The sequence below is a fragment of the Kitasatospora sp. RG8 genome, from assembly GCF_017813315.1.
GTDB lineage: Bacteria > Actinomycetota > Actinomycetes > Streptomycetales > Streptomycetaceae > Kitasatospora.
On sequence record NZ_JAGIYX010000008.1, the window covers coordinates 56,724 to 81,752 of the forward strand.

The window sequence follows — 25,029 nt, forward strand, 5'->3', positions numbered from 1 at the left end:
CCCAGCAGCCCACTTCACGATGGAAGGCCTTCGAGGATGAGTGAGAGCAGCCTGCGCGTGGTCTGGGTCTACCCGGACCTGCTCAGCACCTACGGCGACCGGGGCAACGCCCTGGTCGTGGAGCGCCGGGCCCGCCAGCGCCACCTCAACGTGACCCGGATCGACGTCCGCTCCGACCAGGCGGTACCCACCAGCGGGGACATCTACCTGATCGGCGGCGGCGAGGACCGCCCGCAGCGACTGGCCGCCGAGCGGCTGCGCAACGACAGCGGCCTGGTGCGGGCCGCCGAGAACGGCGCGATCATCTTCGCCGTCTGCGCCGGCTACCAGATCCTCGGTCACGAGTTCATCAACGACCTCGGCGAGCGCGAGCCGGGCCTCGGCCTGCTCGACGTCTGGACCGCCCGCGGCGAGGGCGCCCGGTGCGTCGGCGACGTGCTGGCCGACGTCGACCCGCGGCTCGGCCTGCCGCAGCTGACCGGGTTCGAGAACCACCAGGGCGTGACCCACCTCGGCCAGGGCGTCCAGCCGCTGGCCACCGTCACCGCGGGCCGGGGCAACGGCACCGGGGACGGCACCGAGGGCGCCTGGCGGGACACCGTCTTCGGCACCTACCTGCACGGGCCGGTGATGGCCCGCAACCCCGCCGTGGCGGACATGCTCATCAAGCTGGCACTGGACGTCAACGCCCTGCCGCCGGCCGACACCACCTGGTACGACGCGCTGCGCGCCGAGCGCATCGCGGCCACTTCGCGCCCCGCGTAATACACGCCGTCGTGCGCCGGTCCGCCCCGACCGGGTGCCCGCGATGCGGTCACCCGGTCCACGGACGGGCCCGGACGTACGACAATGGGGTTGCCGGCTGCACACCCTCCTCGGCAGCAGGCTGCACTTCCGCGCGGGGGCGCCGACGGCGCCGCTCCCGCGTCGGCTCCTGCCCGGCCGGACGCAGGGGCCGTATGCTCGACTTCGCGGCCGGTTTCGGATGTTCTGTCCGGATCGGCCGGTCCTTCACCCCACGGTCATCTCCCCGCCATCACGGCGTGGAACGGGGCCGCTACGGTGACGGTTCGTCGTCCCAGCCTGTAGTCCGGCCGTTCCTCGGTTCTGCTCGGGAGTTGCAAAGCAATGCGTATTGGAGTGCTGACCAGCGGCGGTGACTGCCCCGGCCTGAACGCGGTGATCCGCTCCGTGGTCCACCGGGGGGTGGTCGACCACGGTGACGAGATCATCGGGTTCGAGGACGGCTGGCGCGGTTTCCTGGAGGGCGTGCACCGCCCCCTCACCCTGGACTCGGTGAGCGGCATCCTGGCCCAGGGTGGCACCATTCTCGGCTCCTCCCGGGTGCAGCCGAGCCACCTGCGCGACGGCGTCGAACGCGCCAAGCGGTACTGCGCGGACCTCGGCCTGGACGCCGTCATCCCGATCGGCGGCGAGGGCACCCTCAAGGCCGCCAAGCTGATGAGCGACGCCGGCCTGCCGATCGTCGGCGTGCCGAAGACGATCGACAACGACATCGCGTGCACCGACGTCACCTTCGGCTTCGACACCGCCGTCTCGGTCGCCACCGAGGCCCTGGACCGGCTGAAGACCACCGCCGAGTCGCACCAGCGCGTCATGGTCGTCGAGGTCATGGGCCGCCACACGGGCTGGATCGCGCTCAACGCGGGCATGGCCGCCGGCGCCCACGCGATCGTCGTCCCGGAGCGCCCCTTCCACATCGACAAGCTGACCGCCGTCGTCCGCGAGCGCTTCGACCGGCAGAAGAAGTTCGCGATCGTGGTCTGCGCCGAGGGTGCCAAGCCCGAGGCCGGCACCATGCACTGGGAAGAGGGCAGCAAGGACATCTACGGTCACGAGCGGTTCACCGGCATCGCCACCCAGCTCTCCCGCGAGCTGGAGCACCGCCTCGGCAAGGAGGCCCGCCCGGTGATCCTCGGCCACACCCAGCGCGGCGGCACCCCGACCGCGTACGACCGGGTGCTGGCCACCCGGTTCGGCTGGCACGCCGTGGAGGCCGTCCACAAGGGCGCCTTCGGCCACATCACCGCGCTGCAGGGCACCAACATCAACCTGGTGCCGCTGGGCGAGGCCGTCGCCGAGCTGAAGACCGTGCCGCAGGATCGCTACCTGGAGGCGGAGACGGTCCTCTGACCCTCCCCCACCCCCACCGGCCCCGGGCATCCGCCCGGGGCCGGTGTCGTTCCCGCACGCCGCACGCAGCCGCGGGCTAGCGTGGCCGGTGGAGCAGACCACCACGGGAAGGATGCAGCCGATGGAGATCCTCGCGTACGGCGTTCAGGCCGACGAGCGGCCCCTGTTGGAGCAGGCGTTCACGGGCCGGCACGAACTGCGCTGCCTGAGCGTCTTCCTCAACCGGGACACCGCTCCGCTGGCCGCCGGCTACCCGGGCATCAGCAGCAGCGTCAACGACGTCCTGGACGCCGGCACCCTCACCCTCCTCGCGGCCGGCGGCACCAAGCTGATCGCCCAGCGCTCGACCGGATTCAACAACATCGACCTGGAGGCCGCCGCCGAACTCGGCCTCACGGTGGCCCGGGTCTCCCACTACAGCCCCTACGCGGTCGCCGAGCACGCGTGGGCGCTGGCCCTGGCCGTCAACCGCCGGCTCACCCGGGCCGCCCTGCGCTGCCGGGAGTTCGACTTCCGCCTCGACGGCCTGCTCGGCCGCGACGTCCACGGCATGACGGTCGGCGTGATCGGCACCGGCAAGATCGGCGAGTGCTTCGCCCGGATCGCCCACGGCTTCGGCACCGAGCTGCTCGGCTGGGACATCGCCGAGAACCCCGCCTGCCGCGAACTCGGCATGACCTACACCGAGTTGCCCGACCTCCTCGCCCGCGCCGACCTGATCAGCCTGCACGTCCCCCTGCTGCCCGCCACCCACCACCTGATCGACGCCGCCGCGCTGGCCCGGATGAAGGACGACGCGATCCTGGTCAACTCCAGCCGCGGCGGCCTCGTCGACACCGCCGCCCTGGTCGAGACCCTGCGCGCCGGACGGCTCTCCGGCGTCGGCCTCGACGTCTACGAGGAGGAGACCGGCGTCTTCTTCTACGACCGCTCCGTCGAGGGCATCAGCGACGACACCCTCGCCCGCCTGGTCACCTTCCCCCACGTCCTGGTCACCTCGCACCAGGCCTACTTCACCCGCACCGCCGTCGGCCAGATCATCGACGCCACCGCCCGCAACATCGAGGACTTCAGCGCCGGGCGCACCAACGAGAACACCCTGGTACCGAGGACCTGACCCCGCAACGGGCCGGACCCTCCCGGCGTGCACGGGCCGTGCGGCCCGCGGGCCGCAGCGGGCGAAGGACGCCCGCCGGGAGCCGGGTCAGCAGATCGGCGTGGCGTTCCAGTGCTGGCGGAAGCGGCGCCGGGCCCGGTGCAGGCGGGAGCGGACGGTGCCGACCGGGAGCTGCAGGGCATGCGCGATCTCCTCCTCGCTCAGGCCCAACACCCTGAGCGAGAGCACCTGTTGGTGCTGACGGGAGAGGCGGTCCAGGATGTCGTCGATGTGCACGACGTCCAGCGGGTTCGCGTCCTGGGTGACCTCGGGGAGCGCGTCCGCGGTGGAGTCCACCGAGAGCCGGGCGGCGCGCACCGCCTCGCGGACGGCGATGGCGCGCACCCAGCCGTAGAACGCCCCGGTGTCCCGCAGGCCGTGCACACCGCGGTAGACCGCGAGCAGGGCCTCCTGGACGGCGTCCGGGCCGTGCCGCCGGGCGATCGGCGTGCACACCCGGGAGACGTAGGGCGCGATGTGGGCCAGCAGGTCGTTGAGCGCCTGCCGGTCGCCGGCCTGCGCCCGCGCGAGCAGCGGCGCCGCGGTCGCGGCCGGGCTCGTGTCGACCGCCGTCACGACGCGGCGCTCCCGGTCGGCCCGCCGAGCGCGGCGAGGTCCAGGAGCGTGGACTGCACGTCGTCCCGCAGGAGCGCCATGAAGGGGGCGCTGAAGCACTCGGTCCAGTACGGGAACTCCACCGCGAGGCGCCCGTCGAAGGTGGTCACACAGGCCATCAGCGGGCTGCGCCCGGCCTGCGGGAAGTACTGCTCCCGCGCCGGCACCAGCCGCACGTCGAGCAGCTCCAGCCCCTCGGGCAGCGGCGGGGCCGCGACGGCTCCCATGTTGGTGGCGATCACCGTGCCGGCCATCAGCGGCGGGAACTCCGCCACCCGGGGCATGATGCGCACCTCGAGCAGCGGTTCGCCGGCCACCAGGGCCTGGCGCAGCCCGCCGGTCACCGTGCGGGCCAGCGCCATCGGCTCGCTATCCGGGGCGACGTCGAGCGCCTGGACGTTGGAGGTGACGGCGGCGATCATCAGCTCGCGCGGCACCGGGGGCGTCATCCGGGAGCGCACGTCGACGGGCGACAGGCAGCCGAGCGTCCGCGAACCCTCACCGGGCAGCCGCCGCCGGGCGGCGAGCAGCAGGGCGCCGGCGATCAGTCCCTGTACCGAGACCCCGAACGCGGCTGCCGCGATGCGCAGTTGGGCGGTCCGTTCGGCGCTCAGCCGCAGTCGGGCAACCTCGATCCGGCCGCCCTCGGCCCCGCCCGCGGCGTCGTAGGGCACCAGCTCGACCGGGCGGGCCCGGGCGGCGGCCACGCGGCGGTCGAAGTACCGGGCGACCTCCTCCTCGGGGCAGGGCGGTAGTTGCTCGGTCAGCGGCGCCGGCCAGTCGGTGCGCCACGGCTCCGGGGCCGTGCCGGGTGCGGCGAGCAGCTGCGCGTAGCGCTCCCAGAGCGCGTGGTGCAGTGCGATGGCGCTGTGGCCGTCGGTGATGGCGTGGTCGATGACCAGCACCAGGGTGTCGGTACCGGCGCCGCGCAGCAGCGTGGCGCGGACCAGCGGCCCGCCCACCGGCAGCGGGGCGTTGAGTTCGTCGCCGTAGCCGTCGTCGGCGCCCTCCCGCACCACCAGGCGCGGCGGGGTGTCGAGCTCCTGGAGGACGAATCCGGCGTCCTCGCGTGCGATGCGGCAGCGCAGTGGCGGGTGCTGGGCGGTCAGGTCCGCGAAGGCCGCGGTGAGCACCTGCGGGTCGACCCCGCCCGACACCGCGCAGGAAATGACGGCCCGGCTCCGCTGGCCGACGTAAAGCGTTTCCACGGGGCATAGCAAGCGCTGCATGGTGAGCCTTTCGAGCTGTGGAACGGAGCACTGTTCGGTCCTGCGGGACGGCGACCGGATCAGATCCAGCCGAATCCGCATTTCCGCAGCACAATTCGTATCCCCCGTAGCTGCGGCGGACCCACTGAAGGAGTCCGCGCGCTCAGCTTTTCACCTGGTCACGTATGCGCCAAGGTCGCCTCTCAGACATGGCCGAATCGCGTCTTCCAGCGAGTTCTCGGCCAAATCCACCCCGACACGGGAGCCGGGAGATCCACATCCGAGCTGGCCGAACGCATCAGTTGTCCACTTCTGTCCCAGCCGCCCCCACCGAAGTTGACCTTGACCTGACAAGGGTGCCTCCTGATAATGAGGCTCTGAGTGATCACCGTCGCCAATGCATTCACCGGGGCGACGCCTCTCCACGCCGGGCTCCGTTGGGCCCGAATTTCACCCTTCTTTCCTTGAGCTTTCCTCGGGTACGCCGGCAGATTTCCTCGCGCGCGCCCCGACTCCTGCTCGATCACATCGGCCGGTCTCTCCGGCGGTATTCCCGCTCCGCGCTGAAGGTTGGTGCCATGTCAGTCCATGAGGAAGAACTCCGGCCGCTGTCGGGCGCCCAGGAAGGAATCTGGTTCGCCCAGCGGCTCGACCCGGCCAATGGCGCCTACAACACCGCCGAGTACGTCGAGATCCACGGCCGCATCGACCCGGCGCTCTTCGAGACCGCCCTGCGCCGCACGGTGGCGGAGGCCCAGACCTTCGCACTGCGCTTCCGCGACACCCCGGACGGACCGTGCTGCGTGCTGCCCGCCGAGCCGGCCGACTGGCCGCTGCACCGGGTCGACGTGAGCGCGGAGCCCGAGCCGCGGACCGCGGCCGAGGCGTGGATCCGCGCCGACCTGGCCGCCGCCGTGGACCTGGAGAGCGGCCCGCTGTTCACCCACGCACTGTTCACGCTGGGCACCGACCACTACGCCTGGTCCCTGCGCGCCCACCACATCCTGCTGGACGGCTACAGCTACAAGCTGGTGGCCCGCCGGCTGGCCGAGACCTACAGCGCGCTGGCCGCGGGCGATGAAGTCCCGCCGGATCCGTTCGGCCCGATCGGCCCGCTCCTGGAGGCCGACGCCGCGTACCGCTCCTCGGAGCGCTTCGCCCGGCACCGCGCGTACTGGACCGACCGCCTCGCCGACGCGCCCGCACCGGTGCGGCTGAGCGGGCGCACCGCGCCGCCGGTCTACCCGTTCCGCCGCAGCGCCACCGTGCTGCCCGACGCCGAGGCCCTGGCGGCGGCCGCCAGCCGGTTCGGCGCCTCCCGCACCGACCTGCTACTGGCCGCGGTGGCCGCCTACCTGCACCGGGCGACCGGCGCGGAGGACCTGGTGCTCGGGCTGGCCACGATGAGCCGCCCGGGCTCGGCCGCGCTGCGCACACCGGGCACCACCTCCGACATCCTGCCGCTGCGGGTCACGGTGAGCCCGGGCACCACCGTGGGCGAGCTGGTGCGCGAGGTCACCGCCGAGCTGGCGGCCCTGCGGCGCAACCAGCAGTACCGCGGCGAGTACCTGCGCCGTGACCTGGGCCTGCTCGACGGGGGCCGGCGGCTGTACGGGCCGGTGGTCAACCTGATCCCGTTCAGCGAGGACCTGCGCTTCGGCGGGCACCCGTGCACCTCGCACCACCTCACCGGCGGCGCCGTCGAGGACCTGCAGATCAACGTGCGCCCCGCCGAGGACGGTCCCGGGCTGTGGCTGGCCTTCGACGCGAACCCCGCGGTCTACACCGACCAGGAGCTGACCGCGCACCAGCAGCGCTTCGTACACCTGCTCGACCAACTGGCCGCCGCCGAGCCCGGCCTGCCGCTCGCCCGCACCTCCCTGCTGCTGCCGCACGAGCACCGGCAGCTGCCCGAGCTCACCCCGGCGCCGCCGCTGCCCGCCGCCCTCACCGCAGCGGCCCGCGGCACCGTGCCGGCCCGGTTCGAGGCGCAGGCGGCCCTCGCCCCGCAGGCACCGGCCGTCACCGACGAGCAGGGCACCCTGACCTACGCCCAGCTGAACGACCGGGCCAACCGGCTCGCCCGTCTGCTGGCGGCCCGCGGCGCCGGCCCCGGCCGCCTGGTGGCGCTGGCCCTGCCGCGCACCGCCGAGCTGGTCACCGCCGTCCTCGCCGTGCTCAAGACCGGCGCCGGCTACCTGCCGCTGGACCCGGCCCAGCCCGCCGAGCGGCTGCGCCTGGTGACCGAGGACGCCGCGCCGCTGCTCACCGTCACCGAGGCCGGCAGCGCCGCGAAGCTGCCCGCGGACGGCGCGACGCCCGTGGTGCTCGGCGCCCCGGAGGACGAGCGGGAACTCGCCGCGCTCTCCCCCGCCGACCTCACCGACGCCGACCGGACCGCGCCGCTCACCCCGGACACCGTGGCGTACGTCATCCACACCTCGGGCTCGACCGGCCGGCCGAAGGGCGTGCCGGTCCCGCACGGCAACGTGCTGCGACTGTTCGCCGCCGCCGAGCACTTCGCGTTCGGACCCGAGGACGTCTGGACGCTCTTCCACTCCTACGCCTTCGACTTCTCCGTCTGGGAGTTGTGGGGCGCGCTGCTGCACGGCGGCCGTCTGGTGGTCGTCCCGTACGCGGTCTCCCGTGCGCCGGGGGACTTCCTGGAGCTGCTGCGGCGCGAGCGCGTCACCGTGCTCAACCAGACGCCCTCGGCCTTCCACCAGCTGGTGCGGGCCGACCAGGAGGCACCCGCCGAGGCGGAACCCCTGGCCCTGCGTTACGTCGTGCTCGGCGGCGAGGCGCTGGAGGCCGCGCACCTGCGCCCCTGGCTGGAGCGGCACGGGGACCGCTGCCCGGAGCTGGTCAACATGTACGGCATCACCGAGACCACGGTGCACGTCACCCACCACCGGGTGACCCGGGAAGCGGTCGAGGAGCCCAACCCGCGGGGCACCATCGGCGTCCCGCTCGCCGACCTGCGCGTGTACGTGCTGGACCACTGCCTGCAGCCGGTGCCGCCCGGCACGGTGGGCGAGATGTACGTCGCCGGTCCCGGCCTGGCGCTCGGCTACCTGGACCGGCCGGGGCTGACCGTGCAGCGCTTCGTCGCCGACCCGTTCGGTGCACCCGGGTCCCGGATGTACCGCACCGGCGACCTCGCCCGGCGCGCCGGGGACGGCACCCTGGAGTACCGGGGCCGGGCCGACCAGCAGGTCAAGATCCGCGGCTTCCGGATCGAGCCCGGCGAGATCGAGGCCGCCCTGGTCGGTCACTCCGCGGTGGCCCAGGCGGCCGTGGTGGCCCGCGAACTGGGCGGCGACCGGGTGCTGGTGGCGTACGTCGTACCGGCGCCCGGCGAGCGGCCCGACCCGGGCTCGCTCCGGGCCCACCTGGCCGGGCTGCTGCCCGAACACCTGGTCCCGGCCGCCTGCGTGCTGCTGGAGGCGCTGCCGCTGACCGGCAACGGCAAGCTGGACGCGGCCGCGCTGCCGGCGCCGGACTTCGCCGCCGCGGCCGGCGGCCGGGCCCCGGACACCGCCGAACAGGCCCTGGTCTGCAGGCTGTTCGAGGAGGTGCTGGGCCTGCCCGGGGGCAGCGTCGGCCGCGACGACAGCTTCTTCGCCCTGGGCGGCCACTCGCTGAGTGCCACCCGGCTGCTCTCCCGGCTGCGCCTGGAGACCGGTCAACAGGTGCCGGTGGCGGCGCTGTTTGACGCCCCGACGCCCGCCGGGGTGGCTGGGCGGCTGACGCCCGACGGTCCGCGGCCGGGGGCCCGCCCGCCGCTCGCGCAAGCCGCGCGTCCCGAGCTGCTGCCGCTCTCCCACGGACAGGAGAGCATGTGGTTCCTCAACCGGATCGACGCCTCCGGCGCCACCTACAACATCCCCCTGGTGGTACCGCTGGCCGGCGAGCTGGACGTCGAAGCGCTGCGTGCGGCGCTGGCCGACCTGGCCGACCGGCACGAGAGCCTGCGCACCCTGCTGATCGAGACGGAGGGCCGGCCCCGGCAGCGGGTGCTGCCCGCCGGGGAGCGCGCCCCGCAGCTGACGGAGGTCGACTGCCCCGCCGAGGAGGTCGCCGCGCAGCTCACCGCCACACTGCGCCACCGCTTCGACCTGGCGGGTGAACTGCCGCTGCGCGCCTGGCTGCTGGGCACCGGCCAGGACCGCGTGCTGGTCCTGGTCCTGCACCACAGCGCCGGTGACGGCTGGTCGCTGCGCCCGCTGGCCGACGACCTGTCCGCGGCCTACGCGGCCCGGGTGGCCGGCCGGGGCCCGGGATGGCGCCCGCTGCCGGTGCAGTACGCCGACTACGCGCTCTGGCAGCGCCGCCTGCTCGCCCCGCCACCGGCCGGGGCAGGCCTGCTGGAGCAGCAACTGGCCTTCTGGCGCGAGGCGCTGGCCGGCCTGCCGGAGGACGCGGGCCTGCCTGCGGACCGGCCCCGTGGCACCCGGCCCGGCGACCGCGGCGCGGCCCGCACGCTGACCGTGGACGCCGATCTGCACCGGGCGCTGCTGCGGCTCGCCGAGGACGGCGGGGCCAGCCTGTTCATGGTGCTGCAGGCCGCGCTGGGCGCGCTCCTCACCCGGTGGGGCGCCGGCCCGGTGGTCGCGATCGGCACGCCCGTCGCCGGCCGCACCGACCCGGCGCTGGACGACCTGGTCGGCCTGCTGACCAACACCCTGGTGCTGCCCACCGACGCCTCCGGCGACCCGGACTTCCGCACCCTGCTGGCCCGGGTGCGGGCCGTCGACCTGGCCGCCTACGACCACCAGGACCTTCCGTTCCCGCTGCTGGTGGAGGCCCTCAACCCGCCCCGGCACCCGGCCCGGCACCCGCTGTTCCAGGTGATGCTGGCACTGCAGAACGCGGGCGAGGCCGTGCTGAGGCTGGGCCCGGTCACGGCGCCGCTGCGGCCCACCGCGACCGGCACCGCCAAGTTCGACCTGTTCCTCGACGTGGTCGAGCGGTCCGACGAGCAGGGCGCCCCGGCCGGCCTGGACTGCCATCTGGAATACGCCACCGAGCTGTTCGACGCCGCCACGGTCCAGGGTCTGGCGCAGGCGCTGCACCGGCTGTTGGCCGCGGTCGCCGCCGACCCGGCGCAGCGGCTCGGCGCGCTGCCCGCTCCCCCGCCACCGCAGGGCGTGGCCGGTCCGGCCCGGCCCGGCCCCGACCCTGCCGCGCCGGAGCGCGCCGCACTGGCCGCCGGCGGGCTGCGCGCGGCGGCCGCCGTCCGCGAACCGGACGGCCGGGCACGGCTGTTCGCGGTGCCCGCCCGCGCGGGGGCCGCCGAACAGGCCGCACGGGCGCTCGGCGCCGACGCCCGGCTGACCGCGGTCGGCACCCTGCCGTACGACGCCAACGGCGCGCTGGACACCGCCGCGCTGCTGAGCCTGCCGCCGCTGGACCGGGTGACCGCCGAACAGTGGCAGCGCGCGCTGGCCGCGCTGCCCGGTGTCCGCGCGGCCACCGTCGAGCTCGAGGACGCGCCCGAGGAGCTGGGCACCCGGCGACCGGCCGCCGCCCGGCGGCGGCCGGTGGCGGAGCAGGCCGCCGAGGCGGCGACCACCACGGACGCGCCCCTCGCGGTGAGCACCGGCCCCGAGCTTCCGGAGCCGACGGTGGGCAGCTGGGCGGCGGCACTGCGCCGCGCCGCCACGGCCGGGGAGCACGCGGAGGTGGTGCACGTCCGCGCGGACGGCTCGGAGACCCGGCGCAGCTACGCCTCGCTGGTCCCGGAGGCGTCCCGGGTGCTGGGCGGGCTGCGGGCCCTCGGGCTGCGCCCCGGCGACCGGGTGATCCTGCAGTGCGAGGACACCGAGGACTACGTCGCCGCGCTGTGGGGCTGCATCCTGGGCGGCATCACGGCCGTCCCACTGACCGTGCCCGCCTCCTACGAGGCCGCGTCGGCGGCACTGACCAAGCTGGAGGGCATCTGGCGGATGCTGGGCATGCCGCCGGTGGTCACCACCACGGCCGGCGAGCCGGGGCTGCGCGGCCTGGCGCAGCGCCGCGGCTGGCCGGAGCTGCGGCTGGCCACGGTGGACGCGCTGCGCCGGGGCCCGGAGGACCTGGACTGGTACCGAGCGCGGCCGGACGACCTGCTGCTGATGCTGATGACCTCGGGCAGCACCGGCCTGCCCAAGGCGGTGCGGCTGACCCACGGCAACGTGCTCACCCGCTCGGCGGCCGCCGCCGTCACCAACGGCCTGTCGGCCGCCGACGTCTCGCTCAACTGGATCCCGCTGGACCACGTGACCGGCGTGGTGATGTTCCACCTGCGCGACGTCTACCTGACCTGTCGTCAGGTCCACGCGCCGACCGGCTGGTTGCTCCAGGACCCGCTGCGCTGGCTCGACCTGGCCGACCGTCACCGGGTGAGCGTCACCTGGGCGCCCAACTTCGCGTTCGGCCTGGTGGCCGAACACGCCGACCGGATGGCCGGCCGCCGCTGGGACCTGTCGCCGATGCGGCTGGTGATGAACGCGGGCGAGGTCGTGGTGGCCGCCACCGCCCGCGGCTTCCTGCACGTGCTGCGCCCGTTCGGCCTGCCGCAGGACGTGATGCACCCGGGCTGGGGCATGTCCGAGACCTGCTCGGTGGTCACCGACATCAGCCTGCCGGGCGAACCGACCGGGGCCGACGAGTCCTTCGTCAGCTGCGGTCTGCCGTACCCGGGCTTCGCGATGCGGATCGTGGACGGCACCGACCGGGTGCTGCGCGAGGGCGAGGTCGGCCGGCTGCAGGTCAGCGGCACCTCGGTGACCTCGGGCTACCACGACAACGCCAAGGCCAACGCCGAGTCGTTCACCGCGGACGGCTGGTTCGAGACCGGGGACCTGGCGTTCCTCCGCGCCGGTGAGCTGTACATCACCGGCCGTGCCAAGGACGTCATCATCGTCAACGGCGTCAACCACTACAGCCACGAGATCGAGGCCTGCGTCGAGGAACTCGCCACCGTGGTGCGCAGCTTCACCGCCGCGGTGGCCGTGCGTCCGGATCCGTCGGCGGGCACCGACGAGCTGGCGCTCTTCGTCCACCTGGCCGACGGGGTGGACGCCGCCGCGGCGCTGCGCGAGATCCGCGGCAAGGTGACGCGGGAGATCGGGGTGAGCCCGGCCCACCTGCTGCCGGTCGCGGCGGCCGTGATCCCCAAGACCGAGATCGGCAAGATCCAGCGCACCCAGCTGCGCAAGCGCTTCGAGGCCGGGCAGTTCGACGAGGTGCTGCGGCAGGCGGAGGAGCTGCTGGGCACCGCCGTCACCGTCCCGGACTGGTTCCTGCGCCCGGTGTGGCAGCCCGCCCGGCCGCACAGCGCGCCGGGCGGCACCCCTGGGCACACCCTGGTGCTGGCCGGCCGCGGCGAGCGGGCCGGCGCCGTGGCGGAGCGGGTGGCCGCCGGGCTGCGGGCGGCGGACGGCCGTTGCACCGTGGTGACGGCGGGCCCCGGCTTCGAGCGCGCCGACGCGGCTCGCTACCGGGTCCGACCGGACCACGAGGCCGACCTGGCCCGGCTGCTGGACCGGCTCGCGCAGGACGGCCGCACGGTGGACGCCGTGCTGCACCTGGGTGCGCTGGACGGCGCCGACCGCGAGCCCGACAGCGTCGCGGAGCTGGTCGAGGCGCAGCGCGACGGCGCGCAGTCGCTGCTCGCGCTGGCCCGGGCACTGGCCGCCCGGGCCGCGCACCGCCCCGCCCCGCTGCCGCTGGTCTTCGCCACCGCCGGTGCCCACCCGGTGCTGCCGGCCGAGCGGGGCGGCTACCTGCACGCGGCCGCCGGCGGGTTGCTGCGCACGTTGCGCGAGGAACTTCCCTGGCTGGGCGCCGTCCACCTCGATCTGGCGGCGGACGTCGACGCCGAGGCGGCGGCCGGGGCACTGCTGACCGAGCTGGCGCTGCCGCCCGGTGAGCCGGAGGTCGCCCACCGGTCGGGGGTCCGTCACCTGCGCCGGCTGGCGCCGCTGCCGGAACAGCCGTCGGCCGAACAGCAGCTGCCCGAACAACAGCTGTCCGAACAGAGCGCCGACCCCGACGCGCCCGGCTTCGTCCTGGTCAGTGGCGGCCTGGGCGGGGTCGGCACGGAGCTGGCCGCCCACCTGCTGCGCACGCCCGGCACCCGGCTGCTGCTGGTCGGCCGCACCGCCCTGCCCGACGAGCCCGACCGGGAGCGGGGGCCGGCCGCGGACGGCCCGGCGGCCGAACGGATCGAGGCGTACCGGCGGCTGCGCGCGCTGGGCGAGGTCCGCTACGAGACGGCCGACGTCACCGACCCGGTGCAGCTGCGGGCCGCGGTGGACCGGGCCCGCGACGCGTGGTCGGTGCCGCTGGCCGGCGTGCTGCACCTGGCCGGCGCCCGGGACGAGGCGCCGATCACCGAGCTGGATCCCGAGCGCTGGCGGTCCGCGCTGGCCGCCAAGGTCGAGGGCGGCTGGGTGCTGCACCGGCTGGCCGCGGAGCTGGGCGCTTCCTACACCGCCTTCTCGTCGGTCAACGGCTTCTTCGGCGGCTCGCTCAACGCGGCCTACGCGGCGGGCTGCGCCTTCCTCGACGCGCTCGCGGTGCGCCACGGTCGGGACGGACGCCCGGTGCGCAGTCTCGCCTGGAGCGCCTGGAAGGGACGCGGGATGAGCGAGGGCTACCGGTTGGCGGCGCTGACCGAGGCCCGCGGCTACCGCGCCCTCGATCCGGTGGCGGCCCTGCGCTCGTACGACCTGGCGGCCTCGCTGGCCGAGCCGCACCTGCTGATCGGCGCGGACCGGACGGCGCCCTGGGTGCGCGCGCACCTGGCCGGCCCGGCCCGCCCGGTGCAGCGACTGGCCGGCCGGGTGGTGCTGGCCGACGGCGCGGACCTGGGAGCGGTGTGCACGGGCGCGGCCGGGGCGGCCCGGACGCTGGACGTCGACGGGCACTGGGTGCTGCGGGCCGCGGGGTCCGCCGAGCCCGGCGCGTCCGGGGCCCCGGACGGCGCGGCGGACCGGCTGGAGGAGACCATCGCCGGGCTCTGGGCCCGGGTGCTGGGCCGGGAGCGGATCGGCCGGGAGGAGAACTTCTTCGACCTGGGCGGCAGTTCGCTGCTGCTGGTGGCCGCGCAGGCCGGGGTGAACGAGGCGCTGGGCACCGAGCTGACGGTGGTGGACCTGTTCGGCCACCCGACGGTGCGCGATCTGGCCCGGCACCTCGCCGAGACCGGCGTGCGCACCGCCGACGACACCGCGCCCGCCACCGGCGTACCGGAGACCGGCGCCGCCGGCCGACCCGCCGGGCCGACGGCCGCCGGCGCCCCCGGCGCCCCCTCGGCTCTGGACCGGGCCCGCCAGCAGGCGCAGCGGCGGCGCACCGCGCAGGCCGCCCGCCGTACCACCGCACAGCAGAAGGGCGACAACCATGCCTGACGAGCACCTGGCCACCACCGACCCGACCACGGTCGACGACCCGCCGCTGATCGCGGTGATCGGCATGGCCGCCCGGTTCCCGGGCGCGGCCGACGTCGCCGAGTTCTGGGCCAACCTGGCCGCCGGCCGGGACTCCATGCGGCTGGTGGGCGACGAGGAGTTCCTGGCCGCGGGCGGCGACCCGGCGGACCTGGCCGACCCCGACCTGGTCCGCAGGGTCTCCGCCCTGGAGGGCATCGACCGCTTCGACGCCACGTTCTTCGGCTACAGCCCGACCGAGGCCGCCGTGGTGGACCCGCAGCAGCGCCTGCTGCTGGAGACCGCCTACCACGCGGTGGAGGACGCGGGGTACGCCGGCGGCTTCGACGACCGGCAGGTCGGGGTGTACGCGGGGGCGGGCGACAGCCGCTACTACCCGGCGCACCTGCACCCGCAGTACGCCGGCCGGCCCGGCTCGGTCGCCCTGGTGCACGCGGCCACCAGCAACTCGCTGGGCACCCTGGCCACCCGGGTCTCCTACGAGCTGGGGCTGACCGGGCCGAGCCTGTCCCTGCAGACCGCCTGCTCCACGGCCCTGGTGGCCGTCCACCAGGCCTGCCAGGACCTCATCGACTACCGCTGCGACACCGCCCTGGCCGGGGCGGTGTCGGTCAACCCCTCGGCGCTGCTGGGCTACCGCTGGGTGCCCGGCGGTCCGTTCTCGCCGGACGGGTACTGCCGGGCCTTCGCCGCGGACGCGGCCGGCACCTCCTCCGGCGACGGGGTGGGCGTGGTGGTGCTCAAGCGCCTGGAGGACGCGATCGCCGACGGGGACCGGATCCGGGCGGTGGTGCGCGGCTCGGCGGTGAACAACGACGGCCGCCGCAAGGTCGGCTTCACCGCGCCGAGCCCGGTCGGCCAGACCGAGGCGGTCCTGGCCGCGCAGGTGGCGGCCGGCATCACCGCGGACACCATCGGCCTGGTCGAGGCGCACGGCACCGCGACCGCGATGGGCGACCCGATCGAGGTCGCGGCGCTCACCGAGGCGTTCCGGCACACCACCGACGAACGCGGCTACTGCGCGCTGGGCTCCGTGAAGACCAACATCGGGCACCTGGGCGCGGCGGCGGGCATCGCCGGGTTCGTCAAGGCCGTCCTCGCGCTGGAGCACCGGCAGGTCCCGCCCAGCCTGCACTTCGAGCGGCCCAACCCGCTGATCGACTTCACCGCCACCCCGTTCCGGGTGCCGACCGCGCTGGAGGACTGGCCGGCCGGCCGGCACCCGCGCCGCGCCGCGGTGAGCGCCTTCGGCGTGGGCGGCACCAACGCGCACGTCGTACTGGAGGAGGCGCCGGCCGTCCCGGCGGACTCCCGGGCGCCGGAGCAGGAACGCTGGCGGGTGCTGCCGCTGTCGGCCCGCACCCCGGGCGCCCTGCGCGGCCAGGCCGACGCGCTGGCCGGGCGGCTGGCGGACGACCCCGGGCTACGGCTGGCCGACGTCGCCCACACGCTGACCGGGCACCGGCCGGCGATGCGGCTGCGCTCCGCGGTCGCCGTGCGCAGTGCCCGGGAGGCGGTGGGCGCGCTGCGCGCGCCGCTGCCCGAACCGGTGGAGGTGGCGGACGGCGCACCGCGGCCGGTGGCGTTCCTGTTCCCCGGCGGTGGCACCCAGTACGTGGGCATGGGCACCGAGCTGTACCGGGCCGGCGGGGTGTACCGGGACGCGGTGGACGAGTGCGCCCGCATCCTGCGGCCCGGGCTCGGCGGGGACCTGCGCACCGCGCTGTTCGAGCAGGTGGACCCGGCGGCCGCCGAGGCGTTCCTGGCGCTGGTGGTCACCCAGTACGCGCTGGCCGCGGAGCTCGCCGAGCGCGGGGTGCGCCCGGACGCGATGATCGGGCACTCGCTCGGCGAGTACACGGCCGCCTGCCTGGCCGGGGTGTTCACCCTGGAGGAGATGCTGCCGCTGGTCCACGAGCGGATCCGGCTGATCTCCGCCTGCGGCGGTGCCACGGTCGGGGTGGCGCTGGGCGAGCAGCAGCTGCGGCCGTTCCTGACCGAGGGGGTCTCGTTGGCCGCCGTCAACGGCCCGGCCGCCTGCACGGTCGCCGGCCCGGTGGCCGCCGTGGCGGAGCTGGAACGGCGGCTGGCGGAGGCGGGGGTGACGTTCCGCCGCCTGCGGATGCCGGCCGCGGCGCACTCCGCCGTGCTGGACCCGGCGCTCGGCGAGCTGGCCGGGCACCTGCGCTCGTCCCCCCTGCGCCCACCGCGCATCCCCTACGTCACCAACGTCACCGGCGGCTGGGCCACCGACGCGCAGGCCGGCTCGGTGGAGCACTGGGTCGCCCACACCCGGCAGACCGTGCGGTTCGCCGACGGCGTCCGGACGCTGTGGGAGCGCGGCAACCCGGTGCTGGTGGAGATCGGCCCCGGTGACACCCTGCTGAAGCTGGCCGGCGCCGCGCTCGGCGAACAGGCCGCGGTGGTGGGGGTGACCACGATGCGGCACGCCAAGGCCGAGAGCCCGGACGGGCAGGTGCTGGCGGCCGCACTCGGGCGGCTGTGGAGCGCCGGCGTGGCCGCGCTGCCCGAGCCGGACCCGGCCGAGCAGGTGCGTCCGGTCCCGCTGCCCGGCTACGCGTTCGACCGCCGGCGGTACTGGATCGACGCCCCCGGGGCCCGCCCGGCCGGGGCGGCGGACGGCCCTGCCGGAACCCCCGCCGGACGCTCTCCGCGCCCGTACCTGACGACCGAGCAGGTGCCGCCGCGCACCCCGCTGGAACAGGCGGCCACCGAGGTCTGGGAGGCGGTGCTGGGTGTCGAGGGCATCGGCGTCGACGACAACTTCTTCGACCTGGGCGGCGACTCGATGCGCGGCGTGCTGCTGGTCGGCCGGCTGCGCGAGGCCGGGGTGCTGGACGTGCCGGCCGCCGCGCTGCTGTCGGCCCCGACCGTGGCCCGGCTGATCGCGGCCGCGGGCCGTGGCGGCGGCCCCGAGGCCTTCGCGCCGCTGCTGCCGCTGCGCGCCGAGGGTGAGCAGACCGCACTGTTCTGCGTGCACCCGGGGGCGGGCGTGTCCTGGCGGTACTCCGGGCTGCTGCCCCACCTCGGCGCCGACCAGCCGGTCTTCGGCATCCAGGCCCTCGGGCTGGACGGAAGGCGCTCGCCGGCCGCCGACGCCGCGGCGATGACCGACGCGTACGTGGCGCTGCTGCGCGAACAGCAGCCGCACGGCCCGTACCGGCTGCTCGGCTGGTCGTACGGCGGTTTCGTGGCGCACGCCATCGCCTGCGCCCTGCAACGGCAGGGCGAGGAGGTGGAGTTGCTGGCGATGCTGGACGCGCCGCAGCCGTACGGCCTGCACTGGACCGAGGAGCAGATCGAGTCCCAGGTGGCGGCGCTGCTGCTGCGGGTGGCGGGCCTGGAGCCGGGCGACGGGCCGCTGCCGACCGTGGCCGGGGTGCTGGCGCGGCTGTCCGGGGCCGACGGCGGGACTTCGCCGGTGACCGGGGCGGAGGCCGAACGGATCGCCGAGGTGATGCGCAACAACCTGCGGATCGCACCCGGCTTCGCACCCGGGGTCTTCGACGGCGACGCGCTGTTCTTCACCGCGAGCGCGGACCGGCCCGCCGGGGACGGGCCGGTCGACCCGTCGCTCAGGCCCGGCAAGGCCGAGTCCTGGCGCCCGTACGTCACCGGCACCCTGCACGACCACCCGGTCGCCTGCAGCCACTACGGCATGACCGAACCCGGGCCGATGGCCGAGATCGGCGCGGTGCTGGCCGCCGCGCTGAAGTCGTGAACGACCACGTAAGACAGGAGAGACCCATGCGCAGTCCGTTCGAGGACCGCGGCGACGAGGCGTCGCACGTGCTACTGGTGAACGCCGCCGGAGAACACTCGCTCTGGCCGGTCTTCGCCGAGCCCCCGGCCGGCTGGCGGCAGGTGCTGCCGGCCGCCTCCCACCGTGCCAGCCTGGCGGCCGCCGAGCACGCGGCCGCCGCTTCCGCCCCCGGTACCACCACCCGAGGAGTCTCCCGGTGATCCAGCCGAGCCAGGTCCCCTTCGCCGAGAAGGACCTCTACGAACTGGGCGACGCCCCCGAGTTGGGGCACACGCCGCGGCAGATGTACGCCTCGCTGATCCGCCGGGAGCGCTACGGCCGCCCCGCGGACGCCTTCCGCACCGAGGTGGTGGACGTGCCGCCGGTCGGCCGCAACCAGGTGCTGGTGAAGGTGATGGCGGCCGGCGTCAACTACAACAACGTCTGGGCGGCGCAGGGTTACCCGCTGGACGTGATCGCGGCGCGGCAGAAGCAGGGCGCCACCGAGGACTTCCACATCGGCGGCTCCGACCTGTCCGGCGTGGTGTGGGCCACCGGCGAGGGGGTGCGGCAGTTCAAGCCCGGGGACGCGGTGGTGGTGCTCGCCAGCACCTGGGACGAGCACGCCGAGGACATCCGGCTCGGCGCCGACCCGGCGACCTCCGCCAGCCAGCGGGTGTGGGGCTACGAGGAGAACTACGGCTCCTTCGCGCAGTTCGCGGTGGTCGGCGAGTACCAGTTGCACCCCAAGCCCGCCCGGCTGTCCTGGGCCGAGGCCGCCTGTTACCTCGCGACCGCGGCCACGGCCTACCGCCAGCTGTTCGGCTGGGAGCCGCACTCGGTCCGGCCCGGCGACCCGGTGCTGATCTGGGGCGGCGCGGGCGGCCTGGGAAGCATCGCGATCCAGCTGGTCCGGCACGCCGGGGGCGTCCCGGTGGCGGTGGTCTCCAACGCGGAGCGCGGCGAGTTCTGCGTGCGCCTGGGCGCCCGGGGCTGGATCGACCGGCGCGACTTCGACCACTGGGGACGGCTGCCGGACGCCACCGACCAGGAGGCGATGGCCCACTGGCTCCAGGGGGCCCGGGCGTTCGGCCGCCGGTTCTGGGAGGTGCTGGGCGAGCGGCGGGCGCCGCGGATCGTGCTGGAGCACTCCGGCCAGGACACCATCCCGACCTCGATGTACCTGTGCGACAACGCCGGCATGGTGGTCATCTGCGGCGGCACCACCGGCTACAACGGCGACGTGGACCTGCGGTTCCTGTGGATGCGGCAGAAGCGCCTGCAGGGCTCGCACGTGGCCAGCGCCCGGGAGGCGCGGGAGGTCTCGGCGCTGATCCAGCAGGGGTTCGTCGACCCGTGCCTGTCGCGCACCTTCGACTTCGAGGACGTCGGGCTGGCGCACCAGCTCATCCACGACAACCAGCACCCGCCGGGGAACATGGCGGTGCTGGTCAACGCCGGACGCTAGCGGGCAGCGCCGTCCAGCAGAACACCCCGTCGCCCGTGGCGCCGACCCGTACCAGCGCCGCGGGCGGCGGCGTACCCGGCGCCCGGGCCGTACCCGGCGGGCACGGCAGGTCCGGTACACCCTGCGGGTCCGGTGCGCCCGGCAGGCTCGGCCGCAGCCGGAAGGCCCGCGGCCGGGCACCGACCGGCGGCGGGTCGGCGCTCAGGCGGGCCACGGTGAGCGCGCCGAAGGTCTCCGGCCGCAGCCCGCACAGCAGTTTGAAGGCCGCCTCCTTGGCGGAGAACAGGGCCAGCAGCCGGTGCTCCGCACCCGGCGTACCGGCGTCGCCGGCCCAGGCGCGCTCCGGCCCGGTCAGCACCAGGCGGGCCGCGGCGGCCGGCAGCCGGCGCAGCTCCAGGTCGCAGCCGACCGCGGCGTACCGGCTGAGCGGCGCGGCGACGGCCACCGCGAGCCCGGCCGAGTGGCTGATGGACAGCGCCCAGCCGGCCGGTGCCAGCGGGCGTCGCCCGGCCCGCCCGATCTCGCCCCCCGGGCCCCCGGCCGCGCGCAGCGCCCGCCGCGCCGCCCACCGGCCGGCCAGGAACTCGCGGCGGCGGGTGGGCGGCATCCCGGCCGCGGCCTGTGCCTCGCCCGGCCCGGCGGGCGTGACGTCCGGGTGTCCGGCGTCGCCGTCCGCGTCGGCCTCGGCGACGGCCCAGGCCAGGGAGAGGCCGCGGGCAGCCAGTGCGGCACGCAGCGGCGGCAGGTCGTCCAGGACCTGCCGCCGTGTGAGTTCCGCGGTCACACCCGGAGCAGCTTCTTGACGATCTTTCCGGCCGGATTGCGCGGCACCTGCTCGATGAACTCGATCCGCGCCGGGCGCTTGTACGGCGCCAGCCGCTCGGCCAGGTGGCGCTGCAGTTCGGCGCGACCGGTGCCCGCCTCGGCGACCACGTAGGCCAGCGGCACCTCGCCGTAGTCGGCGTCGGGCACGCCGACCACGGCCGTGTCCCGCACCGCCGGGTGCTGCAGCAGCGCCCGCTCGATCTCGGACGGGTAGACGTTCTGCCCGGCCCGCAGGATGAGGTCCTTGGTGCGGTCGACCAGGTGGATGCGGCCGGCCCGGTCGATCCGGCCGAGGTCGCCGGTGCGGATCCAGCCGTCCGCCGTGGTGATCTCGGCGGTGGCCTCCGGGTTGTGCAGGTAGCCGTGCATGACGCCCGGCCCGCGGACCACGATCTCGCCGATCGCCTCCGGCGCCACCTCCTGCCCGTCGGCGCCGATCGCACGCACGGACATGCCGGGGACGACCCGGCCGGCGGGCACGATCTCGCCCACCGCGTCCGGGGCCGGGTGCTCCTCCGGGCCGAGGGTGACGAACGGGCCGCCGACCTCGGTCATGCCGTAGACCTGCCGGAACCCGCAGCCCAGCCGCTCGGCGGCCGCCACGTACACCTCGGGGGGCATCGGCGCGGCGCCGTACATCACCTCGCGCAGGGTTCCGAGCTCGGTGCGTTCCAGGGCCTTGGCCTGCAGCATGAAGCGCAGCATCTGCGGGACCAGCCAGATGTGCGTGGCGCGGTGGGTCTCGACCGCGGCCAGCGCGCGCTGCGGGTTGAAGCCGGGCATCAGCACGGCGGTGGCCCCGGCGGCCAGGTAGGTCAGCGTGACCACCATGCTGCCGTGGTAGAGCGGGCAGCAGTTGACCAGCACCATGTCGTCGGCCGGCCTGCTGACGGCCAGCCAGCCGAGCGCGATGGCCCGGAACGACCGCTGGTCGACCACGACGCCCTTGGCCCGCCCGGTGGTGGCCGAGGTGTGCAGGATCGCGACGGGGTCGGTGTCCGCGATCTCCGGCAGCTCGAACTGCGCTGCTTGCGCACCGAGTTCCGCGAAGGCCGGCTCGTCCAGGGCGATCCGCCGCGACACCGGGAGGTCCGCGAAGCGCTCCAGCAGCGCCGTCTCGCCGATCAGGGCGGTCGGCTCGACCCGTTCCACGATCTCGGCGACCTCGGACACCGTGAGACTGTGGTTGAGCGGCACGAACAGCGCGCCGAGCCGGGCCAGCGCGAAGTAGGTCTCCAGCACCTCGACGCGGTCCAGCGAGAGCACCACCACCCGGTCGCCGGGGGCGATGCCGAGAGCCGCCAGCCCGTGGGCGAGGCGGACGGTGCGCTCGTGGAACTGGGACCAGGTGACCGAGCGGCGCTCGTCCACCAGCGCCACCCGGTCGGGGAAGCACTGCCGGTTGCGTTCCGTCAGCTGGCTGAGCCACATCACGCGCCGCCGGACTGCTGGGCGGCGCTCCGCTCCTCGACGAAGCGCTCGTAGTCGCCGATCGTGGCGAGCTTCTCCATGTCCTCGGCGGTGACCTCCACGCCGGTGCGCTGCTCGATGAGCAGGACCAGACGCACCAGGTCCCCGCTGTCGATGCCGCTGGCCGCGAGGTCGACGTCGTCACCGATCCCGTCGGTGTACTCCGAGGTGCCGGTCAGTTCCACCAGCATCGACCTGATCAGGCTCATGGTTTCCCTTTCACTGTGCGCTCGTTCGCTTCATGCGCTTGTTCGCTTCACGCGCGTGTTCACTTCGCCGTGGGCGGCCGCGCCCGTCCGCCGCGCCGCTCGTCGGTCGTCGAGCGGCCGCCGCGGGCGGTGGCTCCTGGCACTGCCCTCACCTCTGGAAGGAGGGACGCCGCGGGTCCGGCACTCCCCGCCCCGTGCGTGACCTTCATCACGCCCGCGGATCCGCGGCGCCGGGGATAGCCCGCGCCGATCGGCGCCTCTTTCTGTTTCGGAGGCGCCGGTCACGACGAGGCGGCGCCCGGACCGGCAGGGGAGCTGAAGGAGTGGCCAACATGACCGGCGGGCATCAGTCGGCGCGGCACGCGCCGGCCACCGGGCAGGGCGAACAGGGCGGGCAACTGCGCCAGGAAGATGGGGAGTTGCTCGCGCAGTTCGAGGCGCTGGTGGCGGCCGGCGAGACCGTCGAGCCCCGCGACTGGCTGCCCGACGGCTACCGGCGGATGCTGATCCGGCAGATCGCCCAGCACGCACACTCGGAGATCATCGGCATGCAGCCGGAGGGCGCCTGGCTGACCCGCGCGCCGACCCTGCACCGCAAGGCCGCCCTGCTGGCCAAGGTGCAGGACGAGGCCGGGCACGGCCTGTACCTGTACTCGGCGGCGGAGACCCTGGGCGTGGACCGCGCCGACCTGCTGGACGCGCTGCACCGCGGCCAGCAGCACTACGCGGCGACCTTCGACCACCCGGCGCTGACCTGGGCCGACACCGGCGCCATCGCCTGGCTCACGGACGGCGCCGCGGTGGTCAACCAGGCACCGCTGACCCGGACGTCCTACGGCCCCTACGCGCGGGCGATGCGGCGGGTCTGCCAGGAGGAGGCGTTCCACGTGCGGCAGGGCTACGACCAGTTGCTGGCGCTGAGCCGGGGCACTCCGGAGCAGCACCGGATGGCCCAGGACGCGGTGAACCGCTGGTGGCTGCCCGCGGTCGCGTTGATGTTCGGCCCACCGGACACCGAGGCGGGCGGCGCGGGCGCGGCGGTCGGTTCGGCGGTCTCCCGGCGGGCGATCGCCTGGGGCATCAAGCAGCACACCAACGACGAACTGCGCCAGCGCTTCGTGGACCTGGTCGTGCCGCAGGCCGCGAGCCTGGGCCTGGCCCTGCCGGACCCGGCGATCCGCTGGAACCCCGAGCGCGGCCACCACGACTTCGGCCCGGTCGACTGGCCCTGCTACCGGCGGGCGCTGGCGGAGGGCACCCACTGGGCGCGGCGGCGCCTCGCGCACCGGGAGGCCGCCCACCGGGACGGCGCCTGGGTGCGGGAGGCCGCCGAGGCGTACGCGGGCCGCGGCAGCGGCGAGGAGACGACGGAGGTGGCGGCATGACCAGCGGGAACGGCGGCCCGTCGGCGTCCTGGGAGGTGTTCCTGCGCGCCAGCCGCGGACTGGCCCACCAGCACGTCGGCTCGGTCCGCGCGGCGGACCACCAGCTGGCGCTGGCCACCGCACGCGACCTGTTCGCCCGCCGCGGCGAACCGCAGTCCCTCTGGGTGGTCCGCTCGGACCAGGTGCACGCGGTCTCGCCGCAGGAGAAGGACCCGTACTTCGCCGGCGCGGCGGACAAGCCGTACCGCTACCCCGGCCACTACGCGCCGCTGGGCGGTCCCGAGGCGTCCGAGGCGTCCGAGGCGTCCAAGCGGCCGTCCGAGGCGTCCGAGCCGTCCAAGCAGCCGTCCAAGTCGCCCGAGCCGTCCAGGTCCACGGAGGGAACGAGCCATGACCGCTGACACGACGGCCGGTACCGCCGCCGCGACGACGGTGGCGCAGGAGCACGACCTGGCCCGCTGCGCGCTCGGTCTCGGCGACGACGCCCTGATCCTGGCCCAGCGGCTGTGCGCGTGGATCACCCGGGCGCCGAGCATCGAGGAGGACCTGGCGCTGTCCAACATCGCACTGGACCTGCTCGGCCACGCCCGGATCCTGCTGACCACGAGCGGCCGACTGGACGGCACCGGCCGCAGCGAGGACGACCTGGCGTACCTGCGCGACGGACGCGAGTTCCGCAACACGCTGCTCACCGAGCTTCCGGGCGGCGACTTCGCCGTCACGGTGGCCCGCCAGCTGCTCTACACGCACTACGCGCGGTTGTACTACGCCGAGTTGGCGGGCTGCGCCGTCCCGGAGCTGGCCGCCTTCGCCGGGCGCGCCGCAACGGAGGTGGGCTACCACCGGGCGCACGCCGACGGCTGGACGGTCCGGCTGGGCCTGGGCACGGCCGAGAGCCGCCGCCGGATGCAGCACGGCCTGGAACTGATGTGGCCGTACGCCGCCGAGTTGTTCGAGGCGGACGAGGCGGTGGCGCGGCTGGACACGGCGGGCCTGGTCCCCGCCCCGGACAAGGTGCGCGAGCGCTGGCAGCGCGAGGTGACCGAGGTGACGGCCCGGGCGGGCCTGCGCGTGCCCGAGCCGTCCTGGTCGGCCGGCGGCGGCCGGGACGGGCGCCACTCGGAGGAGTTCGGGCTGCTGCTGGCCGAGCTCCAGTCGGTCCACCGCCAGTACCCGGGAGGTAGCTGGTGAGCGGCCCGGGACCGGTCCGGCCGGGCTCCGCGGCCGCCGGGTCACCGCTGTCGCGGCCGCCCGAACGGCGACTGCCCGGACCGCGACCGGCCGAACGGCGACCAACCGACCAGCGACCGTCCGGAGGTCAACCGGCCGAACAGCGACC

Annotated in this window: 14 protein-coding genes and 1 pseudogene; 10 read left to right on the plus strand and 5 right to left on the minus strand. The window is 75.2% G+C overall.

Annotation, left to right across the window (positions count from 1 at the left end; translation table 11 throughout):
- Positions 1–36: 36 nt before the first annotated feature.
- The 3 genes from J5Y04_RS14595 to J5Y04_RS14605 all read left to right on the plus strand — a co-directional run bounded on the left by J5Y04_RS14595 (position 37) and on the right by J5Y04_RS14605 (position 3,271).
- Positions 37–765 carry a type 1 glutamine amidotransferase gene (locus tag J5Y04_RS14595; protein ID WP_148641312.1) on the plus strand — a complete coding sequence of 243 codons (729 nt, stop codon included), beginning with the start codon at positions 37–39 and terminating at the stop codon, positions 763–765.
- 363 nt (positions 766–1,128) lie between these two features.
- Complete coding sequence (locus tag J5Y04_RS14600) at positions 1,129–2,154, plus strand: 6-phosphofructokinase (protein WP_209412432.1); 1,026 nt, start codon at positions 1,129–1,131, stop codon at positions 2,152–2,154.
- A gap of 121 nt (positions 2,155–2,275) precedes the next feature.
- Complete coding sequence (locus J5Y04_RS14605; RefSeq protein WP_209412433.1) at positions 2,276–3,271, plus strand: 2-hydroxyacid dehydrogenase; 996 nt, start codon at positions 2,276–2,278, stop codon at positions 3,269–3,271.
- An 87-nt stretch (positions 3,272–3,358) separates the two neighbouring features.
- On the opposite strand, the gene J5Y04_RS14610 is transcribed toward J5Y04_RS14605, so the two are convergent.
- Together J5Y04_RS14610 and J5Y04_RS14615 are read right to left on the minus strand one after the other, a co-directional pair.
- Positions 3,359–3,886, minus strand: a complete 528-nt coding sequence (locus J5Y04_RS14610) for an RNA polymerase sigma factor (RefSeq protein WP_307853114.1) — start codon at positions 3,884–3,886, stop codon at positions 3,359–3,361.
- Positions 3,883–5,133, minus strand: coding sequence for a protein kinase (locus J5Y04_RS14615; protein WP_307853115.1), 1,251 nt, complete (start codon positions 5,131–5,133; stop codon positions 3,883–3,885). Before J5Y04_RS14615 ends, J5Y04_RS14610 begins: the two co-directional genes overlap by 4 nt.
- 578 nt (positions 5,134–5,711) lie before the next feature.
- Here J5Y04_RS14615 and J5Y04_RS14620 point away from each other — a divergent pair.
- The 4 genes from J5Y04_RS14620 (at position 5,712) to ccrA (ending at position 19,801) form a co-directional block, all read left to right on the plus strand.
- The gene (locus J5Y04_RS14620; protein WP_209412435.1) at positions 5,712–14,531 is read left to right on the plus strand and encodes a non-ribosomal peptide synthetase; all 8,820 of its coding nucleotides are present in this window, start codon (positions 5,712–5,714) and stop codon (positions 14,529–14,531) included.
- Positions 14,524–18,312, plus strand: coding sequence for a type I polyketide synthase (locus tag J5Y04_RS14625; protein ID WP_209412436.1), 3,789 nt, complete (start codon positions 14,524–14,526; stop codon positions 18,310–18,312). Before J5Y04_RS14620 ends, J5Y04_RS14625 begins: the two co-directional genes overlap by 8 nt.
- 26 nt (positions 18,313–18,338) lie before the next feature.
- The gene (locus J5Y04_RS14630) at positions 18,339–18,554 is read left to right on the plus strand and encodes an MbtH family NRPS accessory protein (protein WP_209412437.1); all 216 of its coding nucleotides are present in this window, start codon (positions 18,339–18,341) and stop codon (positions 18,552–18,554) included.
- An 83-nt stretch (positions 18,555–18,637) separates the two neighbouring features.
- Positions 18,638–19,801, plus strand: coding sequence for a crotonyl-CoA carboxylase/reductase (ccrA, locus tag J5Y04_RS14635; protein WP_209412607.1), 1,164 nt, complete (start codon positions 18,638–18,640; stop codon positions 19,799–19,801).
- Here ccrA and J5Y04_RS14640 read toward each other — a convergent pair.
- Genes J5Y04_RS14640 through J5Y04_RS14650 form a run of 3 tightly spaced genes read right to left on the minus strand, consistent with a single transcriptional unit; the run spans position 19,785 to position 22,305 of the window.
- Positions 19,785–20,585 carry a 4'-phosphopantetheinyl transferase superfamily protein gene (locus J5Y04_RS14640; protein ID WP_209412438.1) on the minus strand — a complete coding sequence of 267 codons (801 nt, stop codon included), beginning with the start codon at positions 20,583–20,585 and terminating at the stop codon, positions 19,785–19,787. The genes ccrA and J5Y04_RS14640 overlap by 17 nt on opposite strands.
- Positions 20,582–22,057 carry a class I adenylate-forming enzyme family protein gene (locus J5Y04_RS14645; protein ID WP_209412608.1) on the minus strand — a complete coding sequence of 492 codons (1,476 nt, stop codon included), beginning with the start codon at positions 22,055–22,057 and terminating at the stop codon, positions 20,582–20,584. Before J5Y04_RS14645 ends, J5Y04_RS14640 begins: the two co-directional genes overlap by 4 nt.
- A complete protein-coding gene (locus tag J5Y04_RS14650) occupies positions 22,057–22,305 on the minus strand; it encodes an acyl carrier protein (protein WP_209412439.1) in 249 nt (82 codons plus the stop codon). Before J5Y04_RS14650 ends, J5Y04_RS14645 begins: the two co-directional genes overlap by 1 nt.
- Before the next feature lie 332 nt (positions 22,306–22,637).
- Here J5Y04_RS14650 and paaA point away from each other — a divergent pair, with 332 nt between their 5' ends.
- The 3 genes and pseudogenes from paaA to paaC all read left to right on the plus strand — a co-directional run bounded on the left by paaA (position 22,638) and on the right by paaC (position 24,881).
- Entirely contained in the window at positions 22,638–23,690 is a 1,053-nt protein-coding gene (gene paaA, locus J5Y04_RS14655; protein ID WP_209412440.1) for a 1,2-phenylacetyl-CoA epoxidase subunit PaaA, read from the plus strand.
- Positions 23,687–23,962: pseudogene (gene paaB / locus J5Y04_RS14660) on the plus strand (1,2-phenylacetyl-CoA epoxidase subunit PaaB); the annotation flags it as partial. The gene paaA and the pseudogene paaB, both read left to right, overlap by 4 nt.
- Before the next feature lie 118 nt (positions 23,963–24,080).
- On the plus strand, positions 24,081–24,881 hold the full coding sequence (paaC, locus tag J5Y04_RS14665) for a 1,2-phenylacetyl-CoA epoxidase subunit PaaC (RefSeq protein WP_209412442.1): 801 nt from the start codon (positions 24,081–24,083) through the stop codon (positions 24,879–24,881).
- The last annotated feature ends 148 nt before the right edge of the window (positions 24,882–25,029 follow it).